27 protein-coding genes are annotated in these 25,179 nt (G+C 39.6%); 23 read left to right on the plus strand and 4 right to left on the minus strand.

The genetic code is table 11. The features are described 5' to 3' along the window. The first annotated feature begins 2 nt into the window (after positions 1-2). The 9 genes from BGM26_RS03320 (at position 3) to BGM26_RS03360 (ending at position 6,277) form a co-directional block, all read left to right on the plus strand. Positions 3-527 (plus strand): Rieske (2Fe-2S) protein, encoded by a 525-nt coding sequence (locus BGM26_RS03320; RefSeq protein WP_217038322.1) that lies wholly within the window; start codon positions 3-5, stop codon positions 525-527. Beyond that, positions 517-708, plus strand: coding sequence for a hypothetical protein (locus BGM26_RS03325; protein ID WP_217038323.1), 192 nt, complete (start codon positions 517-519; stop codon positions 706-708). The genes BGM26_RS03320 and BGM26_RS03325 overlap by 11 nt, the downstream gene beginning before the upstream one ends. Positions 709-713: 5 nt before the next feature. Further along, complete coding sequence (locus BGM26_RS03330) at positions 714-1,025, plus strand: hypothetical protein (RefSeq protein WP_217038324.1); 312 nt, start codon at positions 714-716, stop codon at positions 1,023-1,025. Next, the gene (locus tag BGM26_RS03335) at positions 1,006-1,299 is read left to right on the plus strand and encodes a hypothetical protein (RefSeq protein WP_217038325.1); all 294 of its coding nucleotides are present in this window, start codon (positions 1,006-1,008) and stop codon (positions 1,297-1,299) included. The genes BGM26_RS03330 and BGM26_RS03335 overlap by 20 nt, the downstream gene beginning before the upstream one ends. Then, positions 1,292-2,797, plus strand: coding sequence for an MFS transporter (locus BGM26_RS03340; protein ID WP_217040625.1), 1,506 nt, complete (start codon positions 1,292-1,294; stop codon positions 2,795-2,797). Before BGM26_RS03335 ends, BGM26_RS03340 begins: the two co-directional genes overlap by 8 nt. 19 nt (positions 2,798-2,816) lie before the next feature. After that, complete coding sequence (locus BGM26_RS03345; RefSeq protein ID WP_217038326.1) at positions 2,817-3,467, plus strand: sensor histidine kinase; 651 nt, start codon at positions 2,817-2,819, stop codon at positions 3,465-3,467. A gap of 324 nt (positions 3,468-3,791) precedes the next feature. Then, positions 3,792-4,445, plus strand: coding sequence for a response regulator (locus BGM26_RS03350; protein ID WP_302053212.1), 654 nt, complete (start codon positions 3,792-3,794; stop codon positions 4,443-4,445). 15 nt (positions 4,446-4,460) lie between these two features. Continuing rightward, positions 4,461-4,907: a GAF domain-containing protein gene (locus BGM26_RS03355; RefSeq protein ID WP_217038327.1), complete on the plus strand. Its 447-nt coding sequence runs from the start codon at positions 4,461-4,463 to the stop codon at positions 4,905-4,907. 23 nt (positions 4,908-4,930) lie between these two features. Then, positions 4,931-6,277, plus strand: coding sequence for a PAS domain-containing sensor histidine kinase (locus BGM26_RS03360; RefSeq protein WP_217038328.1), 1,347 nt, complete (start codon positions 4,931-4,933; stop codon positions 6,275-6,277). Between the two features lie 111 nt (positions 6,278-6,388). Here BGM26_RS03360 and BGM26_RS03365 read toward each other — a convergent pair whose 3' ends face one another. Next, positions 6,389-7,585: a chromate transporter gene (locus tag BGM26_RS03365; RefSeq protein WP_217038329.1), complete on the minus strand. Its 1,197-nt coding sequence runs from the start codon at positions 7,583-7,585 to the stop codon at positions 6,389-6,391. 447 nt (positions 7,586-8,032) lie between these two features. Between BGM26_RS03365 and BGM26_RS03370 the strand changes: the two genes are divergently transcribed. The 6 genes from BGM26_RS03370 (at position 8,033) to BGM26_RS03395 (ending at position 13,195) form a co-directional block, all read left to right on the plus strand. Further along, entirely contained in the window at positions 8,033-8,791 is a 759-nt protein-coding gene (locus tag BGM26_RS03370; protein WP_217038330.1) for a threonine/serine exporter family protein, read from the plus strand. Between the two features lie 237 nt (positions 8,792-9,028). Further along, positions 9,029-9,472 (plus strand): threonine/serine exporter family protein, encoded by a 444-nt coding sequence (locus tag BGM26_RS03375; protein ID WP_217038331.1) that lies wholly within the window; start codon positions 9,029-9,031, stop codon positions 9,470-9,472. A 143-nt stretch (positions 9,473-9,615) separates the two neighbouring features. Continuing rightward, positions 9,616-10,536: a DL-endopeptidase inhibitor IseA family protein gene (locus tag BGM26_RS03380; RefSeq protein WP_217038332.1), complete on the plus strand. Its 921-nt coding sequence runs from the start codon at positions 9,616-9,618 to the stop codon at positions 10,534-10,536. A gap of 235 nt (positions 10,537-10,771) precedes the next feature. Then, positions 10,772-11,641: a carbon-nitrogen hydrolase family protein gene (locus BGM26_RS03385; protein ID WP_217038333.1), complete on the plus strand. Its 870-nt coding sequence runs from the start codon at positions 10,772-10,774 to the stop codon at positions 11,639-11,641. A gap of 12 nt (positions 11,642-11,653) precedes the next feature. Next, entirely contained in the window at positions 11,654-12,382 is a 729-nt protein-coding gene (locus tag BGM26_RS03390) for a GNAT family N-acetyltransferase (RefSeq protein ID WP_217038334.1), read from the plus strand. 141 nt (positions 12,383-12,523) lie between these two features. Beyond that, the gene (locus BGM26_RS03395; RefSeq protein ID WP_217038335.1) at positions 12,524-13,195 is read left to right on the plus strand and encodes a GNAT family N-acetyltransferase; all 672 of its coding nucleotides are present in this window, start codon (positions 12,524-12,526) and stop codon (positions 13,193-13,195) included. Between the two features lie 102 nt (positions 13,196-13,297). On the opposite strand, the gene BGM26_RS03400 is transcribed toward BGM26_RS03395, so the two are convergent. Then, the gene (locus tag BGM26_RS03400; RefSeq protein WP_217038336.1) at positions 13,298-13,639 is read right to left on the minus strand and encodes a cupin domain-containing protein; all 342 of its coding nucleotides are present in this window, start codon (positions 13,637-13,639) and stop codon (positions 13,298-13,300) included. 386 nt (positions 13,640-14,025) lie between these two features. On the opposite strand from BGM26_RS03400, the gene BGM26_RS03405 reads away from it, so the two are divergent. The 3 genes from BGM26_RS03405 to BGM26_RS03415 all read left to right on the plus strand — a co-directional run bounded on the left by BGM26_RS03405 (position 14,026) and on the right by BGM26_RS03415 (position 15,584). Beyond that, a complete protein-coding gene (locus BGM26_RS03405; protein WP_217038337.1) occupies positions 14,026-14,229 on the plus strand; it encodes a DUF1657 domain-containing protein in 204 nt (67 codons plus the stop codon). A gap of 267 nt (positions 14,230-14,496) precedes the next feature. Next, on the plus strand, positions 14,497-14,700 hold the full coding sequence (locus BGM26_RS03410; RefSeq protein ID WP_217038338.1) for a DUF1657 domain-containing protein: 204 nt from the start codon (positions 14,497-14,499) through the stop codon (positions 14,698-14,700). Between the two features lie 23 nt (positions 14,701-14,723). Beyond that, positions 14,724-15,584, plus strand: a complete 861-nt coding sequence (locus tag BGM26_RS03415; RefSeq protein ID WP_217038339.1) for a DUF421 domain-containing protein — start codon at positions 14,724-14,726, stop codon at positions 15,582-15,584. Between the two features lie 313 nt (positions 15,585-15,897). Here the strand turns inward: BGM26_RS03415 and BGM26_RS03420 are convergent, their stop codons facing one another. Together BGM26_RS03420 and fdhD are read right to left on the minus strand one after the other, a co-directional pair. Beyond that, on the minus strand, positions 15,898-16,413 hold the full coding sequence (locus BGM26_RS03420; protein WP_217038340.1) for a DIP1984 family protein: 516 nt from the start codon (positions 16,411-16,413) through the stop codon (positions 15,898-15,900). A gap of 84 nt (positions 16,414-16,497) precedes the next feature. Then, entirely contained in the window at positions 16,498-17,286 is a 789-nt protein-coding gene (gene fdhD, locus BGM26_RS03425; protein WP_217038341.1) for a formate dehydrogenase accessory sulfurtransferase FdhD, read from the minus strand. Between the two features lie 271 nt (positions 17,287-17,557). Between fdhD and BGM26_RS03430 the strand changes: the two genes are divergently transcribed. The 5 genes from BGM26_RS03430 (at position 17,558) to BGM26_RS03450 (ending at position 25,179) form a co-directional block, all read left to right on the plus strand. Beyond that, the gene (locus BGM26_RS03430; protein WP_217038342.1) at positions 17,558-17,917 is read left to right on the plus strand and encodes a Na-translocating system protein MpsC family protein; all 360 of its coding nucleotides are present in this window, start codon (positions 17,558-17,560) and stop codon (positions 17,915-17,917) included. A gap of 240 nt (positions 17,918-18,157) precedes the next feature. Continuing rightward, on the plus strand, positions 18,158-20,506 hold the full coding sequence (locus BGM26_RS03435) for an FdhF/YdeP family oxidoreductase (RefSeq protein ID WP_217038343.1): 2,349 nt from the start codon (positions 18,158-18,160) through the stop codon (positions 20,504-20,506). A gap of 419 nt (positions 20,507-20,925) precedes the next feature. Continuing rightward, positions 20,926-22,212, plus strand: a complete 1,287-nt coding sequence (locus BGM26_RS03440) for a C40 family peptidase (RefSeq protein WP_367949265.1) — start codon at positions 20,926-20,928, stop codon at positions 22,210-22,212. 284 nt (positions 22,213-22,496) lie between these two features. Beyond that, a complete protein-coding gene (locus BGM26_RS03445; protein ID WP_217038344.1) occupies positions 22,497-23,822 on the plus strand; it encodes an FAD-binding oxidoreductase in 1,326 nt (441 codons plus the stop codon). A gap of 1 nt (position 23,823) precedes the next feature. After that, complete coding sequence (locus BGM26_RS03450) at positions 23,824-25,179, plus strand: (Fe-S)-binding protein (RefSeq protein WP_217038345.1); 1,356 nt, start codon at positions 23,824-23,826, stop codon at positions 25,177-25,179.

The raw sequence follows: 25,179 nt of genomic DNA on the forward strand, positions 1-25,179 counted from the left end.
GTATGGCTGAAAAAAATAATAAAATTCCCTTTAATGAAGATAATTACACACATAATATTGATCGGAATAACGAACGGAAACTCGACAGAAGAGGTTTCATGAAAACATTAGCGGGTGCTGCCGGCGTATTCGCAGTCTCCTCCCTTCCATGGGGTGCTGTTGCCGCAAAGGAATTAATGGGCCTTGGAGAAAAAGAGTATCCTCATAAAAAAATTACAGATGTGAGTAATCTTGCAATCGGCGATGCAATTGATTTCAAATTCCCGGGCGAGCATGACGATGCGATTTTGATCAGATTATCGGAAAATAAATATGTTGCCTATCAGAATGCATGCACACATCTTCGCTGCCCAGTTTTCTGGGTGAAGGAGCAAGAAGAAATGGTTTGTCCGTGCCACCATGGGAAATTCGATGTCGAAACAGGTGCGCCTACGGCCGGACCGCCTAGACGACCATTGCCAGAAATTCAGGTGAAAGTTGAAAAGGACGCAATTTACGCGGTAAGGGTGAAGCGCTATGAAGCATAAGTTTGTAGGAGTTGCCATTCTTTGCGCCATCTTGATGCTTAATATCATCTTTACTCAATATATGGTTCATCAGTTCTTTTATGAAAACTATGTCAATGTCTTGATCTTTTGCGGATTAAATATCGTGTTGTTTCCGATCGCGATTTATTCCTATAATAAGATGAAAAACGTAAAGGCGTGAATCAAATGAACAGTGAAACATACCTTGATTTTTGCTTTGTAAGAGAGGCATCCGGGAACTTTGCTTCAGAAATAGATAAAGTGCTTTCAAACCTTTTTAAAGGTGTCCGTCTGAACTGGTATTTAGATGAAAAGTCTAAAGACGGGGTTGAAATTGTGGTTGCGGAAGTAAAAGGAATGAGTAGATGGGAATCAGAAGAGGAAACGATTGAATTTATTGAAGGTCATGCTGAAGATGTATTTTGGGAATATCTTCAGGGCTACAAAATGTTCATTTATCCTAATAAGAAAGGGTGCAATGGCTGTGGAACCCACTGAGATTGAGAAAATCCAGTCATTTGTATCGTTAAAAGCCGAAGTAGCGATCCTTAGTCATCAAGACGAGGATCAAGCTCCTTTTGTGAAAAAGACGATTCAAAAAACAGAGCTATGTCCTGACGGAACGCATCTGCGCATTTATTTTGATTATCATTACTTCTTTGCTGTTCCCTTAACCACGAATGTGTCGTATAGCGAGAATGAATGGAAAGCATATGACCCGGATGCAGGCTTAAATTATGTTATTAGAAGAGAGTGTGATCCAAATGATTAGAAAAGTCCAGCTTCCATTGCAAACTTTAAATCTTACGGTTGGTTTTGCGGTATGGGTGTTATTATCATCATTACTTCCATTTATTAAAGAGGATATCACTATTCCGGCTGAGCAACTAGCATTGGTGACGGCGCTTCCCGTTGTTCTCGGTTCGATCTTACGAATTCCAGTCGGATATTATGCCAATCAGTTCGGAGCAAGAGTCCTCTTTCTAATCAGCTTTATCCTGCTTTTATTTCCAGTTTATTATATTAGTATTGCAGATTCAGTGTTTGATCTGTTACTTGGGGGATTATTTTTAGGGCTTGGAGGCGCTGTTTTCTCCGTCGGCGTCACATGTCTACCGAAGTATTATCCGAAGGAACGCCATGGTTTTGTTAACGGGATTTATGGTGCTGGTAATCTCGGAACAGCCGTATCAGCCTTTGCTGCACCTGTTGTCGCATCTAAATTTGGCTGGTCCACGACTGTTCAGTTATACCTGGTTGTATTAGCTATCTTTATAGCAGCCAATTTCTTTTTGGGTGATAAAAAGGAAACAAAAGTGAAGACTCCACTTATGGAACAAATTAAAGGGGTCTATAAAAACGAAAAAATGTGGCTTCTATGTTTGTTCTACTTTATCACGTTTGGATCGTTTGTTGCTTTCACAATCTATTTACCAAACTTCCTTGTTGCTAACTTTGGGCTTGATAAGGTTGATGCTGGTTTAAGAACAGCTGGATTCATTGTCATTGCGACTGCGATGCGAACTGTCGGTGGATGGCTTGCTGACCGCTTTCATTCTCTGAAATTATTAATGTTTGTTTTTGGTGGGTTCACAATCTCTGCAATGATCCTTTCTTTTGCCCCGTCAATCGCCTGGTATACATTTGGCTGTTTAACGATCGCTTTTTGTGCAGGAATGGGGAATGGTGTTATATTTAAACTTGTCCCGATGTATTTCCAAAAGCAAGCTGGAATAGTGAATGGAATTGTCTCTGCAATGGGCGGGTTGGGCGGATTTTTCCCGCCATTAATACTAACACTATTATTTAATCTTACTGGACATTATGCTATTGGTTTCATGGCCTTATCGGAAGTGGCACTAGCAAGCTTAATACTAGTTATCTGGATGTATTACCAAGGGAAAATGGGCTTAGCGAACGAAGTAGTCAATCATACAGTTGAAGGTATTCTGGTCACCGATACGAAAGGCAAAATTATTTCAGTTAACCCTGCTTTTTCTGAAATTACTGGATTTCAATCAGAAGAAGTCATTGGGAAAAACCCAAATATTCTTAAATCCGATAAGCAATCAAAAGCGTTTTATGAGGATTTATGGAAATCGATTGAAATAAATGGGTTTTGGCAGGGGGAAATTTGGAATCGACGCAAAGATGGCCGGCATTATCTACAATGGCTGACCATAAGTGCGATCAAAAATGATGCCGGTGATGTCGTACAATATGCTGGAATGTTCAGTGATATTTCCGGCCATAGGGTAAAAAGAGCATAAGTGGGGAGGAGGGGTGGAAATGGACACACAGCCAGTTGAAAAAAATATTAGCTCTTATATCATTCAATCCCAAGAAGATGAGATTAAAAGGATCGCCCTCGAGCTTCATGAAGGTGTAGGACAGACTTTATACAGTCTCTATAACGGATTGCAGTTGATAGAATCAGCGATTGAACAGCCGGCAATGAAAGGATATGTTGGCGAAATGGCCCAAATGCTTGAGAAATCGATTCAAGAAATCAGGCTTCTGGCTGTTGAACTGCACCCTCCGACTCTCATTACACTTGGGCTTCTGCCTGCAATCAAAAGCTATTTGAAGCTATATACGTCAACATATGGGGTTGTCGTTGATTTGGAAAGCTCTGGAGAGGAAGTTCGCATCTCAGAGAGGGAAAGGATTACTCTTTTTAGAGTTTGCCAAGAAGCCTTGGCGAATATTGCCAGATATGCTGATACGATGAAAGTTAAAATTACCTTTAAATGGAAATTAGGTTGTTTATCCATCCTGGTTATCGATGAAGGCAAAGGGTTTGATGTTGAAAAAGGGATGAATCAATCAACCGGCCTCGCAGCGATGAGAGAAAGGATGCATTTAATTGGCGGAAAATGGACCCTTTCATCTAAAATAGGGGAAGGGACTACGATCAAGCTTGACCTACCGTTAGTATAGAGCAAACGCAACAAGGGATTTGCGATTCGCAGTCCCTTGTTGTGTATTTTTTATTTTGGCTATAAAGAAAAATGTTGATCTAGACCACAGGTTGATTGCAGTGGAAGGCACGAAGACTCCTGCAGGAGAAGCGAGTTAGGCGAGACCCCGCAGACACGAAGTGTCGAGGAGGCTCGGTGGTCGCCCGCGGAAAGCGAAGTGCCTGGAACGGAAATCAACTATCAAGATTAACAGAGCCTTTATTTACTGTTATCTTTTTGGAAAAAGCGTATAGTTAAAATATACTTTAAATAAGAACGCAAAATAAAGTTAGGGGGAGTTGACTTGATTAAAATTCTGCTTTGTGATGATCATGCAGTTGTCAGAATGGGATTGAAAATGCTTTTAAACAACCATTCTGATATAGAAGTAGTCGGAGAGGCTTCCGAAGGGAATGAAGGAATCCAGAAAGCCCTTGAACTTCAGCCGGATGTTGTTGTTATGGATTTAAGCATGCCACATGGGAAAGACGGTTTATCTGCCACATCTGAACTAAAAAAGTTATTACCTGAAACCGCTATTTTGATTTTGACGATGCATGACGATGAGGAATATTTATTCAGAGCCATTCAAGCAGGTGCTTCGGGGTGTATTTTAAAGAGTGCGCCACATGATGAACTTTTGGCTGCCATCCGTTCGGTTTCAACCGGCAACGCTTATTTGCATCCTTCTGCGACAAAAAGGCTGATGGAGGAATACATAGGCAGTGTGAAGAATGGAAAGGCGGATACGTTTAATCTTCTCTCTGACAGAGAAAAAGAAGTACTGACATTGGTCGCAAAAGGTTTTTCAAATAAAGAAATTGCTGAGCAACTGATTATTAGTGTAAAAACGGTTGAAACGCATAAAGGGAACTTGATGGAAAAGCTCCAAATGAAAACAAGGCCGGAGCTTGTTGAAATTGCTTTGAAAAAGGGGCTAATGGGATATGGCATATAAAGGATGTAAGCGATTATGCATCAATCAATAAGTAAACAGCCGATTGCTCAAGCTTGTGAAAAAATATTGTCAGAAATAAACGTTGATTTTGTTGGTCTTGCTTTGCAAAACAATGATGGGCCTGATGTCAGCTGGCATTATGCCGCTGGAAACAGCAACGAGAAATATAAGAGAATTTCTGTTCGTTATGGAAAAGGAATTGCGGGAAAAGTCATTTCGACAGGCAGTTCGATAACAATCAATCATTTTCCTGAAAACATCCCTGGGAAAGCATTAGAATATCCGATTATGCTTGCTGAAAAGCTATGTTACGCTTTCGCTGTTCCAATTCTCTATAATGGAGTTCCAAAGGGCGTATTATTAGTAGGAAATCGAACAAATGATTCAATTTCAGAGCGTGAACAAAATATGATTAAGCAGGCTGCGATCACGTTGGAAGGAATGTTAGCGGGCTTATTGTAACCGGCAATGTGGGAGGTAAGATTATGAACAGAAATAATCAAACACATGATGAAATGAAGATTGCTCCTCGTTCTAGCGATGCGACTATTCTCGTAAATGAATCAGGCATCATAACGTTTGCCAATCAGCTTGCAAACGACCATTTCGGGTATCTGGCTAAAGAATTAATCGGGAAAAGGATAAAGGAATTTATGCCTGAGGTAGATCTTCAAGATACTGTGGAGGGCATTGTTTCTCACCAGCACGGACAGCACCGGAACGGCCAAGCTTTTTCCTTCTTTTTCAGGGTGAATTCTTTTTCTCTTGGGGAGGAACGTTTTTTTCTTATTGTTTTTCATAGTGTAAAAGATCAGTCAAGGCTCAATAAACAGCAGTCCTATCAATTAAATGAGCTAGTAGATTTAAAATTCGCCCTCGATGCTTCGACGATCGTCGCCTTCACAAATAAAAAAGGAATCATTACCTACGTGAATGAGAAGTTTTGTGAGGTCTCAAAATATTCAGCGGAAGAACTGATTGGGAAGGATCACAGGATTATCAATTCCGGTTATCATTCAAATGAGTTCATGAAAAATCTTTGGCAGACCATATCAAGTGGAAATGTCTGGACCGGTGAAATTAAAAACAAGGCAAAAGATGGGGCTTATTATTGGGTAGATACGACGATTGTACCTTTTCTGGATGAAAGAGGAATCCCATACCAATATTTAGCGATTCGCCATGAGGTAACACAGCGTAAGCAGGCAGAGGTAGAGCTCCAAAATATGATGGGAAAGATTATTTATGTACAGGAAGATGAACGAAGACGTTTATCCAGGGAACTCCATGATGGAATGGGTCAAAACTTATATAGCCATCTAATTACAATCAGCCGGCTACAGACCGAAATTGATCATCCGCTTTTGGATCAGATGCAGGCTGAAGCAACCGAAATTATTGAAGAGCTTCGTAATCTTTCTTGGGAACTTCGCCCATCGGTACTTGATGACCTAGGACTTATTCCCGCGATTCGTTCATATTTAGTCCGGTTTTCAGACCACCATCAAATCAATGTCCATTTTGATTGTTACTTGAGTAAACGTCTTAGTGCAAACATAGAAATTTCGATATACCGGATCATTCAAGAGGGTTTAACGAATATTGGGAAATATGCTGAATCAGCAGAAGCCGCCGTTACGATTCGCGAAATCGATGATGTCATCCGGGTGATGATTGAAGACCAAGGCAAAGGCTTTGATATTGACAAAATCAAACGGGGAGTAGGCATTTTCAGTATGGAAGAAAGAGCCCGTGCTGTAGGGGGAACACTCTCGATTAAATCGGTTGAAGGAAAAGGGACGATAATCATTTTGGAAGTTCCGTTGGAATAAAGCAACATTGTAAAACATCGGAAATCAAACACCGGTGTTTGATTTCAGTAGCGAATGAGCCAATTATTCCTATAAGGAAAAAGCTGCCGATAAGGCCGGCAGCTTTCGCAATTAATTAAGGTACCCTAATAATACACCGCCCAAAGCTCCTGTTAATACAATTATCCAAGGGGGGAGCTTCCAAAAACTTAGCATGCTGAACAATATGGCAGCAAAGGCAAAGTCAGCTGGTTTTATAATAGAGCTTGTCCAAATAGGCTGGTAAAAGGCGGCAATTAATATACCGACAACCGCTGAATTCACGCCCATTAATGCTCCTTTAATTTTCGAATTACGGCGAAGGTGATCCCAAAATGGCAATGTACCCATTATTAAAAGAAAGGCAGGCAAAAAGATCGCAAAGGTCGCAAGTAGCCCACCCTGCCAGCCATTCATAACAGCACCTATATATGCAGCAAAAGTGAATAACGGTCCGGGAACTGCCTGTGCGGCGCCGTATCCAGTAAGAAATGATTCTGCGCTAATCCACCCAGAGGGAACAAATTCACGCTCTAATAATGGTAAAACAACATGGCCACCGCCGAAAACGAGCGCACCTGAACGATAAAAACTGTCAAACATTGCAATCCAAGTAGATGCAGTTAATTCTCTTAAGATCGGTAGACTGAAAAGCAGCCCAAAGAATAGCACTAAACACCCGATCGCAAATCGTTTTGAAAGCGGAAAATGAAAGTGATTTTCTACTGTATTACGATGTTTTTTATAAATAAGATAGCCGAGCACTCCTGATAGAAAGATGACGCCAACTTGGGTAAAAGCAGTTTGCCAGAGTAATGTAGCTGCGATCGCAACAAGGGCGATTGATTTTCTCGGCAAATCGGGTGCAAGATTCTGTGCTATTCCTAAAATCGCATGTGCAACAACAGCAACCGCCACAATCTTCAACCCATGAATCCAGCTTGCATCTACTGTACCCATTCCTTGAAGCAAGAGTGCAAACAAAATTAAAGCAATGACAGAGGGCGTCGTAAATCCGAGAAAAGCCAATATCCCGCCGATTATTCCCCCCCGTAACACTCCAATGCCGATCCCAACCTGACTGCTTGCTGGACCAGGGAGAAATTGGCACAATGTGACTAAGTCAGCATAGCTGTTTTCATCCATCCATTTTCTTTTGCGGACGTATTCATTATGAAAATAGCCGAGATGGGCAACTGGTCCGCCAAAAGAGGTGAAACCTAATTTCATAGAGATGCATAGAATTTCAAGTAATGTCATTAAATTTATAGTTCTTTTTTCGTTCCTCATTAAATGCTCCTTTTTGAGTAAATTTTACAATATATTTAACTAGACCAAAAAACAAATAAAATTATATTTTATTATCTCTATTATTCTGATAAAGGCGGATAATGGCAGCTATGAAAGAAATTGTTCGTTTTTTCATTTTTAATAAACCTTTATTAAATTCAATCTGTTAACTGAAAAATTATCTTCGTATCGTTTCAATGACTTTTGCTAAAATTGACATATTAATCTAAGGTTAACAAAGTTCATATAATAAAATATAGGATTGAACGGAAAACTTTACAAACATTTAACATTGGTTAATATGGAAAATTAGAAAAAAACAAAAATTTACGTTTGATCTTTTAATAAAGGATGATTTCATTATTTGAAATGAAAAATGTGAATGATTGTGGTTTAATAAAGGATGGATTTTACGAATCACATTTTTTAAAGGCTGGAGGAAGAAGAATGGAAAATAAACTGCTGCCTCATTCACTCGAAGTGATAGAAATCTGTCTGCTTGCGGGGAAGATCATGCTGCAGGGCGGGGCGGAAACGTACAGGGTAGAAGATACGATGTCTAGAATTGCCTCATCTCTTGGTATTCCTCATTCACATAGCTATGTAACACCAACCGGAATTATTTTTTCTATCGATGGGACCGAGCCTGCCAAGTTAATCAGAATATCTGAGCGTTCAACGGATTTATATAAAGTAACATTAGTTAATGGCATTTCACGTAAAATAAGTAGTGGAGAATTAACGGGGATAGAAGCCTTTGACAGGCTGAAGGAAATTGAAAAAGCTGATTACGCGTTTCCGACATATCAACAAATTCTAGCCGCTTCGATTGCAAGCGGGTGTTTCTTATTGATGTTTCTGGGGCAGTGGATTGATGTGATTCCTGCAATCATTGCAGGGGGTTTTGGTTTTACTTGTTTTGTTTATGTTCATAGGGTTGTTGAAATAAAGTTCTTCTCAGAATTTCTTGCTGCTCTCGTGATCGGATTAATTGCCTTTATTTTTGTTAGGACTGGAATTGGCTTGCAGCTGGATAAAATTATCATTGCTTCTGTCATGCCACTAGTGCCCGGCTTGCTGATTACAAATGCGATCAGAGATTTAATGGCTGGACACCTTGTTGCAGGTTTATCTAAGGGTGTAGACGCATTATTGACAGCTTTTGCGATTGGAGCAGGAGTCGCAGTTGTATTTTCTGTTTTTTAAGGTGTTATGCAGAAAGCCATGTTCATTATTGAATGGATTTTCGGTTATCTTCGCTATTGTTGCTCATACTTTGCAATAATTGGTCTCATTATCAAATTAATTGAGCCCATTTTTGAAATAATTGATCCCATTATCGAAATAATTGAACCCATTTTTATAATAATTGGTCCCATATAGCATAATTCCCTAGTTAAAAAATATTATCATTGCTTTACCACTAACGGAGGAGTACGAACGATGGTTCTACATCTAATAACAAGCTTTATTGCTTCGGCTGCTTTTGGTGTCCTTTTTAATGCGCCGAAGAAATCATTAATCAAATGCGGTTTTGTTGGAATGGTCGGGTGGATTATTTATTTCTGGCTTGTAAATATACAATATGATGCTGTTGTAGCATCGTTATTTTCCGCTTTTTCAATTGGGTTGGTTAGTCAGCTTTTTGCTAGGATCTATAAAACGCCGATGATTATTTTCAGTGTTGCAGGGATTATTCCTTTAGTGCCTGGAGGAAAGGCCTATGACGCCATGCGCCACCTCGTTGAGAACGATTATAAAACTGCCATTGAACTTGCGGCAATGGCATGCATGATATCTGGGGCCATTGCAGCCGGACTCGTGATGTCTGAAGTGCTAAATCAAGTCATATTGAAAATAATATATAAGAGACCATCCGAAAAGTAATATTTGTTAGCAAGAAAGATGGACGAAATCCGTTACCAAAATTAAAGATTTTGATAACCATTCTGTAACTCATTTAGCTCGCTGCGGGAGTACAATTCAGATAGAAATAAAAAAACCGAAACGAGCAAATGGAGGAATAGAAAATGAAAGCAAAAAAATGGGTAATCGCAGGTCTTGCAGTTACGACGCTGAATGTGCCGTTGCTTTTTCAAAATGAATATGCACAGGCAACGGAGCAACCGGGAAAAATTGTTCTGAATGAAAAGGAGCATAACAAGATTAATGAAGCCCAAGTAGTTTCGTTAGCAAGCAAATGGAAACAAAGTGAGAGCTATGTGCAGAGGGGAGGAAATTATAAAAAAGGGGAATACGAAACATTTAATTATGAAGGTAAGACCTACCGATATTTATCAGGCGATATTGGGACAAAGAAAAAGTTAATGAAGTATTTAACAGGAACGTTAACAAAATCTCAGGCAAGGCAATTTATTGCTAATCGCGAAATCATTGAGTATAAAGGGAAAATGGCTCAGCCAGAAGCGGATGGCGGCTCTCTTCTTCAATGGAATTTAGCAAAGGCATCTTTTATAAAAGAAGAAGGGAAAAACAGCATTTATAAATTGGATGTACCTGTTGGGGAGACCACTGAAACGGAAGCCTTTAAGATCGAAGTCCGTTACGTTCCAGGAATAGGCTGGAGAATAACTGAGGTTCCCTACAGAGATATTAATCTCGATATTCCATTCAATATTAACCCCGTGTTCATTTTCTTTAACTACTTGCTTATCGATCATGAAACCTCTAAAGAGCAATTTATCTTTAGTGATTTTGATACAGAAGCTTTCAAAAGAGGAATAAAGAAGCTCGAAGTACGCACGATGGAGGAGCACGCTCGAACAAAAACACAAGTGGAATATATCTCGACGTTTTATGTTGAATTAGAAAATGGTTATAAAGGCGAATTGAAAAAAGGCAATAACCAAATGTATTTCCTCATTGAAAATACCGGTGAAATGGAATTTAAAATTGTCAGTGCCGGGGCGCATCCTCATATTGTAAAATAATTATGCACCATTACCAGTTTCAAAGATAACTTACAGAAGCAAAAAAGGAAGGAATATTAACCTTCCTTTTTAGTTTGCCGTCATTTACATGAAGGCAAAAACTTTTAATATGAGTATTGTTATTTCAAAGGAAATAATTGATAATCAAGAAAGATGGAGTTGTTATACTCATCTCAGGTTATTTGTAGAAATGATGGCGTTGTACGCCATATTTTTTAGTGTGAGGGGGATGACATTGAAACTACGTGTTTCTGCAGTGCAGTATCATCTGCATACTATTCATTCATTTGAGGATTTTGCAAAGCAATGTGAACATTATATTAAAACGGCTCAGGAATTTGATTCGGAGTTTGTTTTGTTTCCTGAGTTTTTTACCACACAGCTACTATCAATTGATAATGCCCAAGGAAAAAGGCCGACAATTAATGATCTGCCAGACTTTACTGAACAATATATGAATCTATTTTCTAATTTAGCAAGAGAGTCAAATATGCACATTATTGGCGGCACACATGTGATTAATAAAAATGGCCGCTTATATAATGTGGCGCATTTATTTTACCCAGATGGCAGAATTGCAGAACAGGCGAAATTGCACATTACTCCAACAGAAGTTCAGGAGTGGAACATGTCTCAAGGGAAAGATTTGCAAGTTTTTGATACAGACAAAGGCCGCATTGCTATGTTGACCTGTTATGATATTGAGTTCCCAGAGATTGTTCGAATGGCGAAAGCAAAAGGAGCAGATGTTATTTTCTGTCCATTTTGTACGGATAACCGTCATGGATTCCACCGCGTCCGTTATACAAGCCACGCACGCGCAATTGAAAATCAAGTGTACGTAGTCTTGGCAGGCACGGTTGGCTCACTGCCAACTGTTGATTTCATGCGTAGCAACTTCGGACAGGCTGCAGTCATTACACCTAATGATATCCCGTTCCCGCCAAAAGGGATCATGGCTGAAGGGGAAATAAATGATGATATGATCATAACGGCTGATCTTGATTTAAGCCTTTTATACGAAGTAAGGGAAAAAGGTTCGGTCACAACATGGCGTGACCGCCGAGTAGATTTGTATCCTGATTGGGAAAAAATAGATTCTTGAGAGTGATAAAAAATGGCATATAAAAGCGAATTTTATGTGTTTGATCAAGAGAAACCGGTCCCTGTTGTCATTCGGAATTATACGAGAGACGATTTTGAAGAATTGATTAAAATTCAATCCGAATGCTTCCCGCCTCCCTTTCCGTCCGAATTATGGTGGAATAAGGAGCAATTGAACAATCACGTAACATTGTTTCCTGAAGGCGCCCTTTGTATCGAAGTAAATGGTCAACTTGCAGGCTCGCTAACAGGACTTTGCGTTGATTTTAATCCGGCGAACCCTTCCCATACTTGGGAAGAAATCACGGATAGCGGATACATAGGAAATCACAATCCCGAAGGAAATACGCTTTATATTGTTGACATAAGCGTGCGCCCAAGGGTTCGCAAGCTTGGACTAGGAAAATACTTAATGCAGGCGATGTATCAGGTTGTTATCCAGCGCAGGCTTGACAGACTGCTTGGCGGGGGAAGAATGCCAGGATTTTATAAAAAAGCGGATAAGATGACTGCTTCACAATATGTGGAGGCTGTTATTCAAGGAGAGTTTAACGATCCGATTATCACATTTCTCTTACGCTGTGGAAGAATCCCTCTATCTATCGTTGAGAATTATTTAGATGACGAGGAATCACTAAATCACGCCGTATTGATGGAATGGAAAAATCCATTTAACTTTATTCAGCAGAAGTCTCCCACTCCTATTAGTGGCGAGATTAATGGAAACAGGTATCCAATTTAGATGGGGTTCAAACTCCGGCTGAATAAAGTTAAGCCTCCGGCGGATGCCACAGATTTTTTAAAGGAATTTATCGAGCAAGCTCGATAAAAATCTGGGCGCAAATACGCCAAGGCGAATTTGATATAGAGGAGAGTATGTCCCATGGAATATAAAAGAATTACAAGTATAGAAGATCCATTATTTGTTAAGATGCATGAGCTGATGAAAGAGGTTTTTCCACCTGAGGAAGTGCTTGAATTTGAATTGTGGAAAGAACCTTTAGAGGATCCGGGAATTCGCGTTTTTGTTGCTGTTCATCATGAGGATGTAGTGGGGGCGACAGAATATAGGTACTATCCGGATTGGAATATTGCGATGACAGACTTTACCATCATTGGCCGTCCAGGCCTAAGTCTTGGACGTTTTTTGGCACAAAATCGCTCAGAGGACTTGAATGAGCTTGCAAAAGCGAATGGTAAAGAACTTTTTGGCATGTTCGCAGAAATTTATGATCCATATCAGCTAGAGGATCACGAATTTGGCGGCGTCAAGCCAATGAATCCATTCATTCGCCGTGAAGTTCTTTCCCATCTCGGCTATAAACGTCTTGATTTCCCATATGTCCATCCATCATGGAAAAATGACGGAGAAGCGGTAAAAGGACTCGATTTTTGTTTCATGCCGACAGATGACAATGTTTCAGAAATTCCCGCGAGTCTAGCTGCAGATTTCTTAGTTGCTTATTATTCAGTCCTTTCGAATAAACCTCAGGAATGGGTGCAAATGATTGAGGATTTAAAAAACCAAACAAATGTAAACTTGCTCCCACTATAAAATGATGAATAGAATTTGTATACTTTTAGAACCCTATCAAGCCAGAGTTCTGTTTAAATGGATGAAAAGCTGCTGTTGAGACCTCAACAGCAGCTTTTTGGCTTAAATATTTTGAGCATATCTTTCATCAGGAATTTTATTCAACATCACATAAAGACTTACTGGATCACTTCCGCTATTCACAAAGGCAAATTCCTCATCTCCGCTTGCATGAATGACATCTTTTTCAGTAACTTCTGATGGCTCCCCGTTGATTGTTAATGTCCCGTTTCCTTGTAGAACCAATAAATAAACTGCTGTTCCTGGATGCTTGTGAGCAGGCAACTGCTGGCCAGGCATGAAGTTTAGGACAAATACTGTACTTTCACCCTCGCGAAAAATAATCCTTTTAGTAAATTGGTTATCACTAAACTCCTGAGCCTCTACAAGTGATTTCTTTTCCATCATTATGACCCCCAAATAGAGAATGATTCCTACATGTTAATGATAATCAATTTCAATGGAGGGTGTGATGATTTAGATCACTTAAATGAATGACCTTTAAGTAATTTTATTATTTGTATTTTTGCTGAATGTTATTTATAATATATTACCAAAAATAATGAACGCCTTAAATTACCAGCACAAGAATTAAATAAATCACATGCGTATGAGCAATAATATCGTTTGTAAGTGATTATTACAAAGGCTTCTTAAATGTTGATTTTGCAGCATGCCAAGAAGAAGAGGTAAGGATCAATCGGCAAAAACCGATTGGCTTATTAGGTATGTGTTATGTATGAGCATCAACATGCAGAAAAGAGCCAATACGAAAGAAAGAGGGTATTAAAATGACAGTAGGAACTCAGGTAAAACAAGCGATTGCGGGTTTAAAGAGTGCACAAGCAAGCTTAGAGGGATTTGCTTTAGCAACTGACAATAAAGCAGCAAAACAATTATACCAAGATGCAGCACAGCAAACACAAACAATCATTGACAATGTTGCACCGCGTCTGCAGCAAATTGAGCAAGAAGAGCCGCAATACAAACAATAATAGCCTTGAATTGGTTGGCTTTTAGCCAACCTTTTCATTATTTTAACTTTATTCAGCAAAAACCTCTAAACGAAACGAGTAGCGAAATGAATGGTAAACAGGTATCCCATTCAGTAGGGTTCAAACCTCGGATGAATAAAGTTAAGCCTCCGGCGAGCCTTTAGGTTTATTAAAGGATTTTATCGAGCAAGCTAAGGTAAAAATCTGGGCGCATATGAGCCAAGGCGAATTTGATTTTGAAATATTGCCGAATAGGAAGATGAAAATATGACCATAATTTCGAATGTAAAACAATGTGTAGCAACAATTAAAGGAATTGAAGCGCAGCTCTCATCTTTAGCTTTAAATTCCCAAGATCCTGAAGCTCAAAGGACCTTTCATGAAACGATGTCCATGATGAATGATATCAAAAAAGATCTTCAAGTCCGTGTAAATGAATTAGTATTTGAAGAACCACAATATAAATCTTGAATCTTAATGTGTGGGGTGACGAAATGTCTGAATGGAGCCATATCATCGTTCGTTCGCTCGTATTTATTGCTTTTTTATTCGTAATGACCAAGATTTTAGGGAAAAAACAAATTTCCGAAATATCATTTTTTGAATATATCGTCGGAATGACAATCGGTAGTATTGCTGGCGAAGTCATAATGGGACTTGATGGTCCGATTGGGCATGGAATACTTGCCATCTCCATTTTTGGAGTAATTGCATTTTTAGTTAGTATTATTTCTTTAAAAAGCAATAGCTTTCGGGACTTTGTTGAAGGGAAAGGAACCATATTTATTAAAGACGGAAAGATTATGGAGGATAACTTAAAGAAGGAAAAATATTCAACGGATGCACTAAGTACTTTGCTTCGTCAAAAAGATGTTTTTAATATGGCAGATGTGGAATTTGCAATGTTAGAATCTACAGGTGAATTAACGGTTCTTTTGAAAAAAGAAAATAGACCCCTAACCCCAAAAGATCTTAACATGAAAATGCCTAAAGATAAAGTACCTCAGACGATTATAAGGGATGGTCAGATCGTTAATAATGCACTTGCTGCTGCTGGAAAAGACCGTAAATGGCTTAATATTGAATTAGATAAACTAGGTATTACCCTAGATAACGTGTTTTTTGCCCAAGTAGACTCTTATGGAGATTTAACTGTCGATCTTTTCGATGACAAAATGAAGCAACCTTCCCCACAAACAAAACCGCTTTTAATGGCAATGCTCAAAAAATGCCAAGCTGACCTAGAAATTTTTGAATTGGAAACCGATTCTAACACGGCTAAACAAATGTACAAAAAAAATGCCAAAAAACTAGACGAAGTCATAAAAATACTTAGCCCATACTTAAATGGGTAATAAATTGAATAAGTACCAGTCACGGAACAGGCGTCCCACCAGTTTATCAATAATTTATGTGGGTATTTCCATGAAATTGTGCGGGCAGTTAAAAAAGCCCCTGACCATAATGGGCTAGGGGCTCATAGAAGGAGATATAGGAACTAATAAGTTGGTCATCGACCATCCATTGCCATAGTGGGTCATCGGTTACTGGTAAAAGTATAAATGGTTATCGGTCATTGGTTTGCCAATCGCCATGAATTCAGTACTAAGATGTACACAAGGGGGATCTCCTTCTACGCCTTGAAGAGGAGTCTCACCGCTTCAAGGTTTAGAAATATCTATCGCTGTCAAAGTCTAATTCAACAGCATAATTTTTCGCATTTATTAAATTAGACAGACGGTTCGCCTGACGTTCCATGTCTAATGCTTTTAGGCGGTAGTCTTCCGGATCGAACATGGCGACCTTAACCATAGAGCTAGAATCGCCAAGCGGGTAAAGAAATTCCTCTTTAGCTGTGGATCCAAACTCCTTGTATTTACGTGCTCTGGCACGGAGCTGGGAAGCGAATTCAATTGCCTCTACAATGGCAAGAGATTCGTTATTGAAAATGATTTCATTCTCAATATTTGCTTTGTACATAAGCCGATCAAGAAGTCGGAAATCTTTACGCACTTCTTCAATATCCTTTTCAACTTCTATCAAGTTCCGTGCTTGTTTTGGCAATTGACTCCCTTTTTCCATGTCGATATAGGCGACCCGGCCCATTTCTTCTTCTAATTCATGGATTCGCTTTGATAGGACACTCTTTAATTTAACTGCTACTGCGAGTGAAATTTTCGACATTCTATCGCTCCTTTACACACGATTGTCCATTTAGATTAGCATAGGATTAATTATTCAACAATATTTTGCTAGAGCGGAATTGTGTTATTCTACAATTCTTTTGACATGGGAATATACGTTGAATGAATTCCCGCGAATAAATCCTACGGTCGTAATGTTTAATTCTTCGGCCAGTTTGATGGCAAGGTCCGTAGGGGCGGATTTTGACAGGATAATGCCAACACCGATCTTGGCCGCTTTTAGCAGCACCTCAGAAGAAATTCGCCCACTGAATGCGATTATTTTATCTCTAACAGACAATTTGTTTTGGATACAATAACCAAAAATTTTATCTAAAGCATTGTGTCTGCCGATATCCGTTCTGCTGATGATCAATTCATCTGTTGAGAGTAAGGCGGCATTATGAACCCCACCAGTTTTTTGAAAAATAACGCTGCTATTTTGCAGTTGTTTCATAAGGGATAGACACTGTTTTGATGTCAATATCAGTTCGGAAGTAGACGTTTTCGCTGTCCGAGCATCATTATGAAAATAAAATTGTCTGCTTTTTCCGCAACACGAACCGATGAAACGCTTTGAGTGAAATTCGTGGCTTGTAGTTGTTTGAGCATATAGGTCAACATAGGCAATGCCTTTGTCTTCGTTAATGTGAATATTTTTAATTTCATCCTTCCGCCGAATAAATCCTTCTGACGCTAGGAACCCAAGTGTAAGTTCCTCTAAATTATCAGGGGAACAAACCATTGTCGAAAATTCCTCGCCATTGAGGAAAATTGTGAGGGGATGTTCGGATACAATTTCATCAAATTGTTCTTGTAATATACCATTTTCGAATTTGAAAATTTTATTACTGTGGCTAATTTCTATCGTCATCTTAATCCACCTGCCTAACTTAGCTGAATAACAAAAATACTAGCATATATTTTTCAGATGGCAAGGGTTAAAGATATATTCATAGTGTGAAAACTAAAAAAGTTGTATAAATTAAATAATAGTGATATTATCTATTTAGTTCATAATGTTGTAACATTTTTGATATGAGATAGCGATCCTGTCGTCAGTTAAGAGTGATACAGCTATTTGAAAGCGATTAATTGTTTATGTCCAGCAGCGTTCCTGCTGGAATTAAAAGGATTGAAGACGCATGAATAAATATGAAGCCGAATTTAGCAATCTTGTTCGTTCCTTTCGAAAAAAACATATGGGCAAAGGGCCGAGCAAAGTGACAACCACTTTCTGTAAAAACTGGGCCATTTGCGAAATGGAGGGAAACCTCTCACCAGTCGAAAAATTCATCGCAAGCGCTGATGATGGCAAACAAATGCTTCGGGCAGCCAGAACAGAAATGGTAAAAGAGATGTATAAAAAGAACCAGCCTTTTGAAATGGAAGAGTTCTTACAGGCGAAGTTAATTGATTTATTTGTGGACATCGATATCGAAAGAGACTTTGGAATGTCTATATTTGTTTTTGATCAGGATATTGAAAAGATGTACAAAATCTAGCGTTGGCACTTGGTAGCGAACCTGCTAAAGACTAACCACCAAACACTGCATGTGTCTGGTGGTTTTTATTTTATATAAATAACAAAATAACGAAAAAATGGTCCACATTTAGAGACGTATCAGCATTTAACGGCCAAAATTTTTAATATATCGGTTAGTTTAGTGCATTTATCGGCCAAATTTTTAATATATCGGCCAAAGTCCTAGCGTGATGGAAAAACTTCTAAAGGGGTAGAGCATATGGGAACAACAAAACATACAGGACCTATGAAACTAGATAAATCAATTAAGCCGTCATTATGGGCGGGTTTAGCACCAATGGGGCTTGGAAAGGTAAAGCCGCATCATATCCGGGATACGATGAAGGTTGCCTGGGATAATAAGGATAACTTGCCATATGCATATAGGATTTTAACTCAAGGTGTATGTGATGGCTGTGCCCTTGGCGTATCGGGGTTATACGACCAAACGCTTAACGGCCCTCATCTTTGCACGACTAGGCTAAATGTTCTCCGCTTAAACACAATGCCGGCGATCGATCCAAAGTGGCTGGAAGATGTGGAAAAAATGAAAGAATTGGATAGTACACAGTTGCGAAAATTAGGGAGGATTCCGTACCCGCTTTCTCGTAAAAAGGGAGAAAAGAAGTTTACGAGAATTTCATGGGACGAAGCGTTAAATCGAATCGCAGATAAAATTAAACAAATTGATCCGAAGCAGCTTGCTTTTTATTTAACAGCGCGTGGAATAACAAATGAAGTTTATTATACGGCAGCGAAAACAGCTCGCTTTCTCGGCACGAATAACATTGATAATGCTTCCCGTATTTGTCATTCTCCAAGTAAAACAGCTTTAAAACGGTCGCTTGGAATCGGGGCATCTAGTTGCAACTATAAAGATTGGATCGGGACAGACGTCCTCATTTTCTGGGGTTCAGTTGCGGCGAATAACCAGCCTGTATCAACAAAATATATGTATGCGGCGAAAAAAGCGGGAACGAAAATTATTACGATTAACCCTTACCGTGAGCCAGCAATGGAAAATTACTGGATTCCATCGATTCCGGAAAGCGCCGTTTTTGGAACGAAAATCGTTGATGACGTTTACCAAGTTAATATTGGCGGCGACATTGCCTTTATGAACGGTGTAATGAAGCATTGGTTTGAAATGGAAGAAAAGCAGCCAGGTTCTGCAATTGATTACAATTTTGTTAACGCACATACTAACGGTTTTGCCGAATTAAAAGAGCATCTTTTCAGCCAAGATTGGGATCAACTTGAGAAATCCTCTGGTTTAACAAAGGAACGGATGTATGAATTTGCTGAGCTTTTAGCAAATTCCAAATCAGGGGTGTTTGTGTGGAGTATGGGGTTAACCCAGCACCGTTTTGCAACAGATAATATTTCACAAGTAGCCAATCTTGCTATGCTTCGTGGCTTCCTAGGCAGAGAGCATTGCGGCGTGATGCCAATCCGGGGGCATAGCGGTGTTCAAGGCTCAGGTGAAATGGGTGCAGATCCGTTCGTATTGCCTGGCAGTGACTTTGATGAATTAAATGCGAAGCGGATGGAAGAAATCTGGGGGTTCCCTGTACCGAGATGGCAGGGGGATACTGTCGGCCAAACATTAGAAAACATTATGCTTCCAGATGATCATGAACGAAAAGTAAAGCTCTTTTTTACAAGTGGCGGGAATTTCCTTGAAACAATGCCAGACCCAGATTTCATTCAGCAAGTTCTTGAGAATGTTGATTTGCGTGTTCACCAGGATATCATTTTCAACACATCAACACTTGTCGATGCAAAGGAAGAAGTCATCGTCCTTCCAGCCATGACCCGTTACGAACAGCCGGGAGGAGGCACATCTACAAGTACGGAAAGAATGGTTTACTTTAGTCCGGAAGTTAAAGGACCGAGAATCGAGGGAGCCCGTGCGGAATGGGAAATCTATGTGGATCTTGCCTCAAGAGTTTATCCGGAAAAGAAACATTTGATCCAATTTAACCATGCAGCAGAGATTCGCAATGAAATTGCTGTAGCTAATCGCAATTATGATGGCATTCAGCATTTGAAAAATCGTGGGGATGTCTTCCAATGGGGAGGAGCATGGTTATGCGAGGGTGGTGTATGTCCGACACCGGACGGTAAAGGGACTCTTCTCGCCATTGAAATTCCAGAGCTCCGGAAAACAGAAGGTCAATTCTATGTTACTTCAAGAAGAGGGAAGCAATTTAACTCGATGGTATATAGTGAACAAGATCCATTTAACGGAGCCGATCGTTATGACATTATGATGAATGCAGCTGATGCAGCTGTGCTAAATATCCGTGAAGGCGAATCGATCGTTGCCTACAACCGCTTTGGTACTTACCAAGGACATGCTAAATTCGAAGATGTGAAAGCTGGTAATATTGCGGTATTCTGGCCGGAAGGAAATGTACTGCTTCCGAAAGGCGTATACGAACAATATGCGAAAATTCCCGAATACAATACTAGCATTATCCTTGAAAAAGCCGAAACCTTTCATGCGCAAAAAGATCGCAAATATGTTGAAAAAAGAATTGAAGAACTCGAAATGAGCATCGATTAAGCCGAGTTTCTTCTATTATAATAAGCTGATTATGCTTTGGATGTTATTCCTCAGCATAATCAGCTTTTTTTCTTTTACGGAATCACTCTCTCAACTATGAGTAACAAACATCCGTTCGACTTCACCATTGCGATGGCTGACTGGATTTTCCCCCCATTTCTATGATTCTACTAGCTACTAATTGTATCTGGGGAAAGATGGCAGCAATTGAAATGTTTTTGTAATATGAATAACATATTCCTGTCAAATTATGATGCTATAATCCTTTTTGAGAGTAAATTTATCTTTAATTTTGTCATATTACATAGAAAAAACACGAATGATACAAATGATTGTCAAATTAAGTTATTCAATACATAGACCACTTGCAATAGTAGCGAGAGTATTTTACGTGGAATTTTAGAAAGCAGGCGAAATGAGTGAAGAAGAAACTAATTATTTTAAATACGACACTTATGCTCGGACTTGGCAGTGCATTTGCGCTTCCGTCTGTTCATGCAGAATCCTTTAATAAACAAAAGAGCGAAATTCAAAACCAACGATTAAGTGTTCAATCAAGCTTACGAAAAGCAGATCAAGAAATGGCTGCTGTCCTTGAGGAACTTGCTAGAATTAATGCACAAATAAAACGTGTTGATCAGGCCATAATTGATAATAACAAAATGATCGTGAAAACCGAGTCTGATATTGTTAGCACAAAGGCAGAAATTGAGCAGCTGCAAGAAGAAATGTCTGTAATAAAAGAAAGAATTGAAAAGCGAAACCTTGTCTTAAAACAACGCGCGCTTTCTTTCCAAGAAAATGGGAATACCATTGGTTACGTTGAAGTGCTGCTTGGTTCAACTAGCTTTGGTGATTTCATTGAAAGGGTCGGTGCTGTTACTAAGATTGTGGAAGCTGACCAGGATATATTGGCTCAACATGATGCTGATAAAAAGAGTTTGGAAGAGAAACAAGCTTCAATCGAAAACAAGCTTGCTGGTTTAACGAATATGAAAATGGAGCTTGAAGGCATGCGAGCTCAAATGGAAGAACAGAAAAAACAAAATGATGAATTAAAGCAAGAACTTAAAGTGAAAGAGCAAGAAACGGCTGTATTAAAAGCATCTCTACAAAATCAAGACAGTCTCCTTGCTTCAAAGGAACTTGAAATCCAAAGAATTCAGCAAGCACAAAATTCAATTGTCAAATCCACATCGCGTTCATCTAATGAACGTAAGAGTTCAAACAATAATACAAAAAGTAGTTCCAATCAGGTGACTAATATAAAAAGTAGTTCCAATAATCAGGTGACTGCAACGGCGAATACGGTTGTAGCTAGCGGGAATATCGGTACTGTAATCTCTGCTGGATATAAGTATATCGGTAATTCAGTTTATGTATTCGGTGGTGGTAGAACCGCATCTGATATTGCAAATGGCAGATTCGATTGTTCCGGCTTCGTTTCTTGGGCGTATTCACAAGCAGGGATTAAATTACCGGCTTATACGGAATCATTGAAGAATTCAGGTCGACAAGTGCCAACAAGTGATATGCAGCCTGGAGATTTAGTTTTCTTTGATACATACAAGAAAGATGGGCATGTAGGTATATACATTGGCGGTGGAAAATTCATTGGTTCACAAAGCTCGACTGGTGTAGCAATTGCGAATATGAGCAGTGGATATTGGAAAAATACATTTAACGGACGAGTAGTTCGTATTTAATAGGTAAATGAGCATCGATGACTAAGAATCGGTGCTCATTTTTTTTATCGTTTGTAGATTTCTGTTTCGTTTGTTATTTTTCACAAAAATGTTATTAAAATAGTCACAATTTTTATTAAATTCATACTAATCAATTGATTTTTTCCTTCTGGAATGGTTTAATAATTGTAAACATCATGTGAGTGCTGACCGGGAAAAAAGCATGAAACTACATAATATTTCATTTTTTTTGCTAGGGAATAAAAACAGCGTTTCTTATTATGAAACAACAAGGAGTGTTAAAAGTGATCGCAGCAGATCTTCTAGCAGAAATGCAACAATTTTTAATGGAAGAACAAATAACTATGGAAGAATCCACAAGCCATCCGTTTGGCAATAACGGACACATTTCGGTTTACCCAAAATCAGAAGAAGAAATCGCCACAGTCTTGAAGTATGCCAATGACAAAGAATTATCGATATCGGTTATGGGAGGAGGAACGAAAAGAGGGTTTGGGGGTGTAATCGAATCGGCCGATATATTACTATCTCTCGCAAACTTTAAAGGAGTTGTTGAGCATACGGTAGGGGACATGACATTAACCGTTAAATCAGGGACTACTTTTCAGGAGGTGCAGAATTATTTAGCCGAATTCAGACAAAAGATTTCGCTCGATCCTTTCTGGCCAGAATATGCGACAATTGGTGGCATCATCGCTGCTAATGATAGCGGTCCCAGAAGGCTTAGGTATGGTGCTGCCAGAGATGCAGTCATTGGCTTAAGAACTGTTTATCCTAATGGTTTGGTGATCCGATCAGGTGGAAAAGTTGTAAAGAATGTGGCCGGCTATGATATGAATAAGCTATTTATTGGTTCCATGGGTACGCTCGGCGTTGTTTCAGAAGTAACTTTCAAACTTAGACCGCTCGCTAAATATGAATCACTTGTGCTACTAACGTTCCCAGAAGGAAACCTTGAAGAAATGAAAACATTTGCAGTTAAAGTGCTTGATTCACTCATAGAACCGGTATGTATCGAACTGTTAAATCCCTTATTATCATTCAGACTGACTGGCCAAAAACAGTATACATTGGCAATTAGCTTTGAGGATGTAGAAAGCTCTGTTCATTATCAAGAGGAATTTTTAAAAGGCATCCAACCAAAGAAAACAGAACTTACGATTCTTCATCAAAAAGAGGCCCAAACCTTTTGGGAGCAATTTTATACAATCTCCCCAAATGGTGCCATTACTGAAAAAGGAACTGAAACAACCGCAGCCTTAAAAATCGGCGTTGTAAATCTGGATGTTCTAAAGATGCTAAAGGAATCCGAATTACTGCAGGATAAAAACAATGTAATTATCGAAGCACACGGCGGATTGGGGCACGGATTATGTCAGGTAATAGTGAAAGGGGCAAGTGAAGACGTCGTAGCAGCAATTCATGAATTAGGAAAAATGGCAGAAATGCTAGGAGGATATGCAATCGTAAAACATTTGCCGTTTATCAATCGCAAAGATGTCAATGTGTGGGGCAACAGACCTTCCTACTATTTCCTGCTAGAAGGAATTAAGGAAAAAGTGGATCCGAATAAAATATTGAATCCTAAACGATTTGTGGGAGGGATATGAAGTGAGTGTTACTGAACGCGATTTAATCCAAAACCCGCCATGTACATCGAGCCTAAGTAATTATCTTTGGAGTGATCCGCCAGATGAAAACAAATGGGCAGACTGTGTTCACTGCGGGATGTGCTTGGAATCGTGCCCGACCTATGAGCAAACAGGTCAAGAACAGCATTCCCCGCGCGGGCGTGTCTATCTTATTAAGTCAGTGGCAGAAGGAAGGCTGAAAGTGAATGAACAATTTATAGACCCTGTTTTTGCTTGCCTAGATTGCCGCGCTTGTACAACTGCTTGTCCAGCGGATGTGGATGTAGGCGGCTTAATTGAAGAGGCCAGAGGACAAATTCGCCAGGCCATGCCATTAAAAGGGTGGCAAGGGACAGTCAGCAAGTTCTTCTTGCGCGGAATGTTCCCACATCAGAATCGTTTAAATTCCCTCGGGGGCTTTTTAAAATTTTATCAAAAGAGCGGCATACAAAAGGTAGTCAGAAAAACTAAGCTGATCAACGTTATGCCGGAGCATTTAGTAAATATGGAAGCGATTATGCCTGAAGTAAAAGAACCAGTGAAGAAAAAATATAAAAATCAAAGCGTGATCAAAGCAAGAGGGGAAACAAAGAAGGAAGTTTCATTATTAACAGGTTGTATTATGGACGTCATGTTTAGTGACATCAATCAATCAACAATTAACGTCCTGACAAGGAATGGAAATGATGTGAAGATTCCGCAAAACCAAACATGCTGTGGGGCTCTTCATGTCCATGCGGGTGATCGGGAGATGGGCAGAAAACTCGCAAAACAAAATATTGAAGCTTTTCATGATGCAGAGAAAGTCGTTGTCAATGCTGCCGGCTGTGGCTGTATGATGCAGGAATATGCCGAATTATTCCGCGAAGAGCCGGAATGGCGGGCGAAAGCAGAGGAGTTTTCGAAAAAGGTCGTAGATATTTCCAAACATCTTCATGATACCGGTTATGATAAGCCGGGTGCTGAGCTCAATACAAGGATCACCTATCATGATGCCTGTCACCTTGCCCATGGCCAAGGCGTGCGCCAAGAGCCGCGTGATATCCTCCTCGATATACCTGGGGTCGAAATGGTTCATATGCCAAACGCTGATCGATGCTGCGGAAGCGCCGGGATTTACAATATTACAAATCCGGAAATGGCAGATGCAGTACTTGAAAGTAAAATGGAAAATGTCCCAGACGACGTTGAAATGATCTCTATGGGAAATCCGGGCTGTATGCTGCAGATGGCGGTTGGCGTTCAGAAATATGGCAGAAATCAAAAAATCGTCCATACTGTTCAGCTTCTTGATTGGGCCTATCAGAAGGAGTCCGACTTAAAGGAGGGGAAATAA

This window comes from Bacillus sp. FJAT-29790, from assembly GCF_019039215.1.
GTDB lineage: Bacteria > Bacillota > Bacilli > Bacillales > Cytobacillaceae > Cytobacillus.

What these genes read in the sequence shown, in the direction of transcription:
- BGM26_RS03320 (WP_217038322.1), top strand. Translation starts at nt 3, where the DNA reads ATGGCTGAAAAAAATAATAAAATTCCCTTTAATGAAGATAATTACACA.
- BGM26_RS03325 (WP_217038323.1), top strand. Translation starts at nt 517, where the DNA reads ATGAAGCATAAGTTTGTAGGAGTTGCCATTCTTTGCGCCATCTTGATG.
- BGM26_RS03330 (WP_217038324.1), top strand. Translation starts at nt 714, where the DNA reads ATGAACAGTGAAACATACCTTGATTTTTGCTTTGTAAGAGAGGCATCC.
- BGM26_RS03335 (WP_217038325.1), top strand. Translation starts at nt 1,006, where the DNA reads ATGGCTGTGGAACCCACTGAGATTGAGAAAATCCAGTCATTTGTATCG.
- BGM26_RS03340 (WP_217040625.1), top strand. Translation starts at nt 1,292, where the DNA reads ATGATTAGAAAAGTCCAGCTTCCATTGCAAACTTTAAATCTTACGGTT.
- BGM26_RS03345 (WP_217038326.1), top strand. Translation starts at nt 2,817, where the DNA reads ATGGACACACAGCCAGTTGAAAAAAATATTAGCTCTTATATCATTCAA.
- BGM26_RS03355 (WP_217038327.1), top strand. Translation starts at nt 4,461, where the DNA reads ATGCATCAATCAATAAGTAAACAGCCGATTGCTCAAGCTTGTGAAAAA.
- BGM26_RS03360 (WP_217038328.1), top strand. Translation starts at nt 4,931, where the DNA reads ATGAACAGAAATAATCAAACACATGATGAAATGAAGATTGCTCCTCGT.
- BGM26_RS03365 (WP_217038329.1), bottom strand. Translation starts at nt 7,585, where the DNA reads ATGAGGAACGAAAAAAGAACTATAAATTTAATGACATTACTTGAAATT.
- BGM26_RS03370 (WP_217038330.1), top strand. Translation starts at nt 8,033, where the DNA reads ATGGAAAATAAACTGCTGCCTCATTCACTCGAAGTGATAGAAATCTGT.
- BGM26_RS03375 (WP_217038331.1), top strand. Translation starts at nt 9,029, where the DNA reads ATGGTTCTACATCTAATAACAAGCTTTATTGCTTCGGCTGCTTTTGGT.
- BGM26_RS03380 (WP_217038332.1), top strand. Translation starts at nt 9,616, where the DNA reads ATGAAAGCAAAAAAATGGGTAATCGCAGGTCTTGCAGTTACGACGCTG.
- BGM26_RS03390 (WP_217038334.1), top strand. Translation starts at nt 11,654, where the DNA reads ATGGCATATAAAAGCGAATTTTATGTGTTTGATCAAGAGAAACCGGTC.
- BGM26_RS03395 (WP_217038335.1), top strand. Translation starts at nt 12,524, where the DNA reads ATGGAATATAAAAGAATTACAAGTATAGAAGATCCATTATTTGTTAAG.
- BGM26_RS03400 (WP_217038336.1), bottom strand. Translation starts at nt 13,639, where the DNA reads ATGGAAAAGAAATCACTTGTAGAGGCTCAGGAGTTTAGTGATAACCAA.
- BGM26_RS03405 (WP_217038337.1), top strand. Translation starts at nt 14,026, where the DNA reads ATGACAGTAGGAACTCAGGTAAAACAAGCGATTGCGGGTTTAAAGAGT.
- BGM26_RS03410 (WP_217038338.1), top strand. Translation starts at nt 14,497, where the DNA reads ATGACCATAATTTCGAATGTAAAACAATGTGTAGCAACAATTAAAGGA.
- BGM26_RS03415 (WP_217038339.1), top strand. Translation starts at nt 14,724, where the DNA reads ATGTCTGAATGGAGCCATATCATCGTTCGTTCGCTCGTATTTATTGCT.
- BGM26_RS03420 (WP_217038340.1), bottom strand. Translation starts at nt 16,413, where the DNA reads ATGTCGAAAATTTCACTCGCAGTAGCAGTTAAATTAAAGAGTGTCCTA.
- fdhD (WP_217038341.1), bottom strand. Translation starts at nt 17,286, where the DNA reads ATGACGATAGAAATTAGCCACAGTAATAAAATTTTCAAATTCGAAAAT.
- BGM26_RS03430 (WP_217038342.1), top strand. Translation starts at nt 17,558, where the DNA reads ATGAATAAATATGAAGCCGAATTTAGCAATCTTGTTCGTTCCTTTCGA.
- BGM26_RS03435 (WP_217038343.1), top strand. Translation starts at nt 18,158, where the DNA reads ATGGGAACAACAAAACATACAGGACCTATGAAACTAGATAAATCAATT.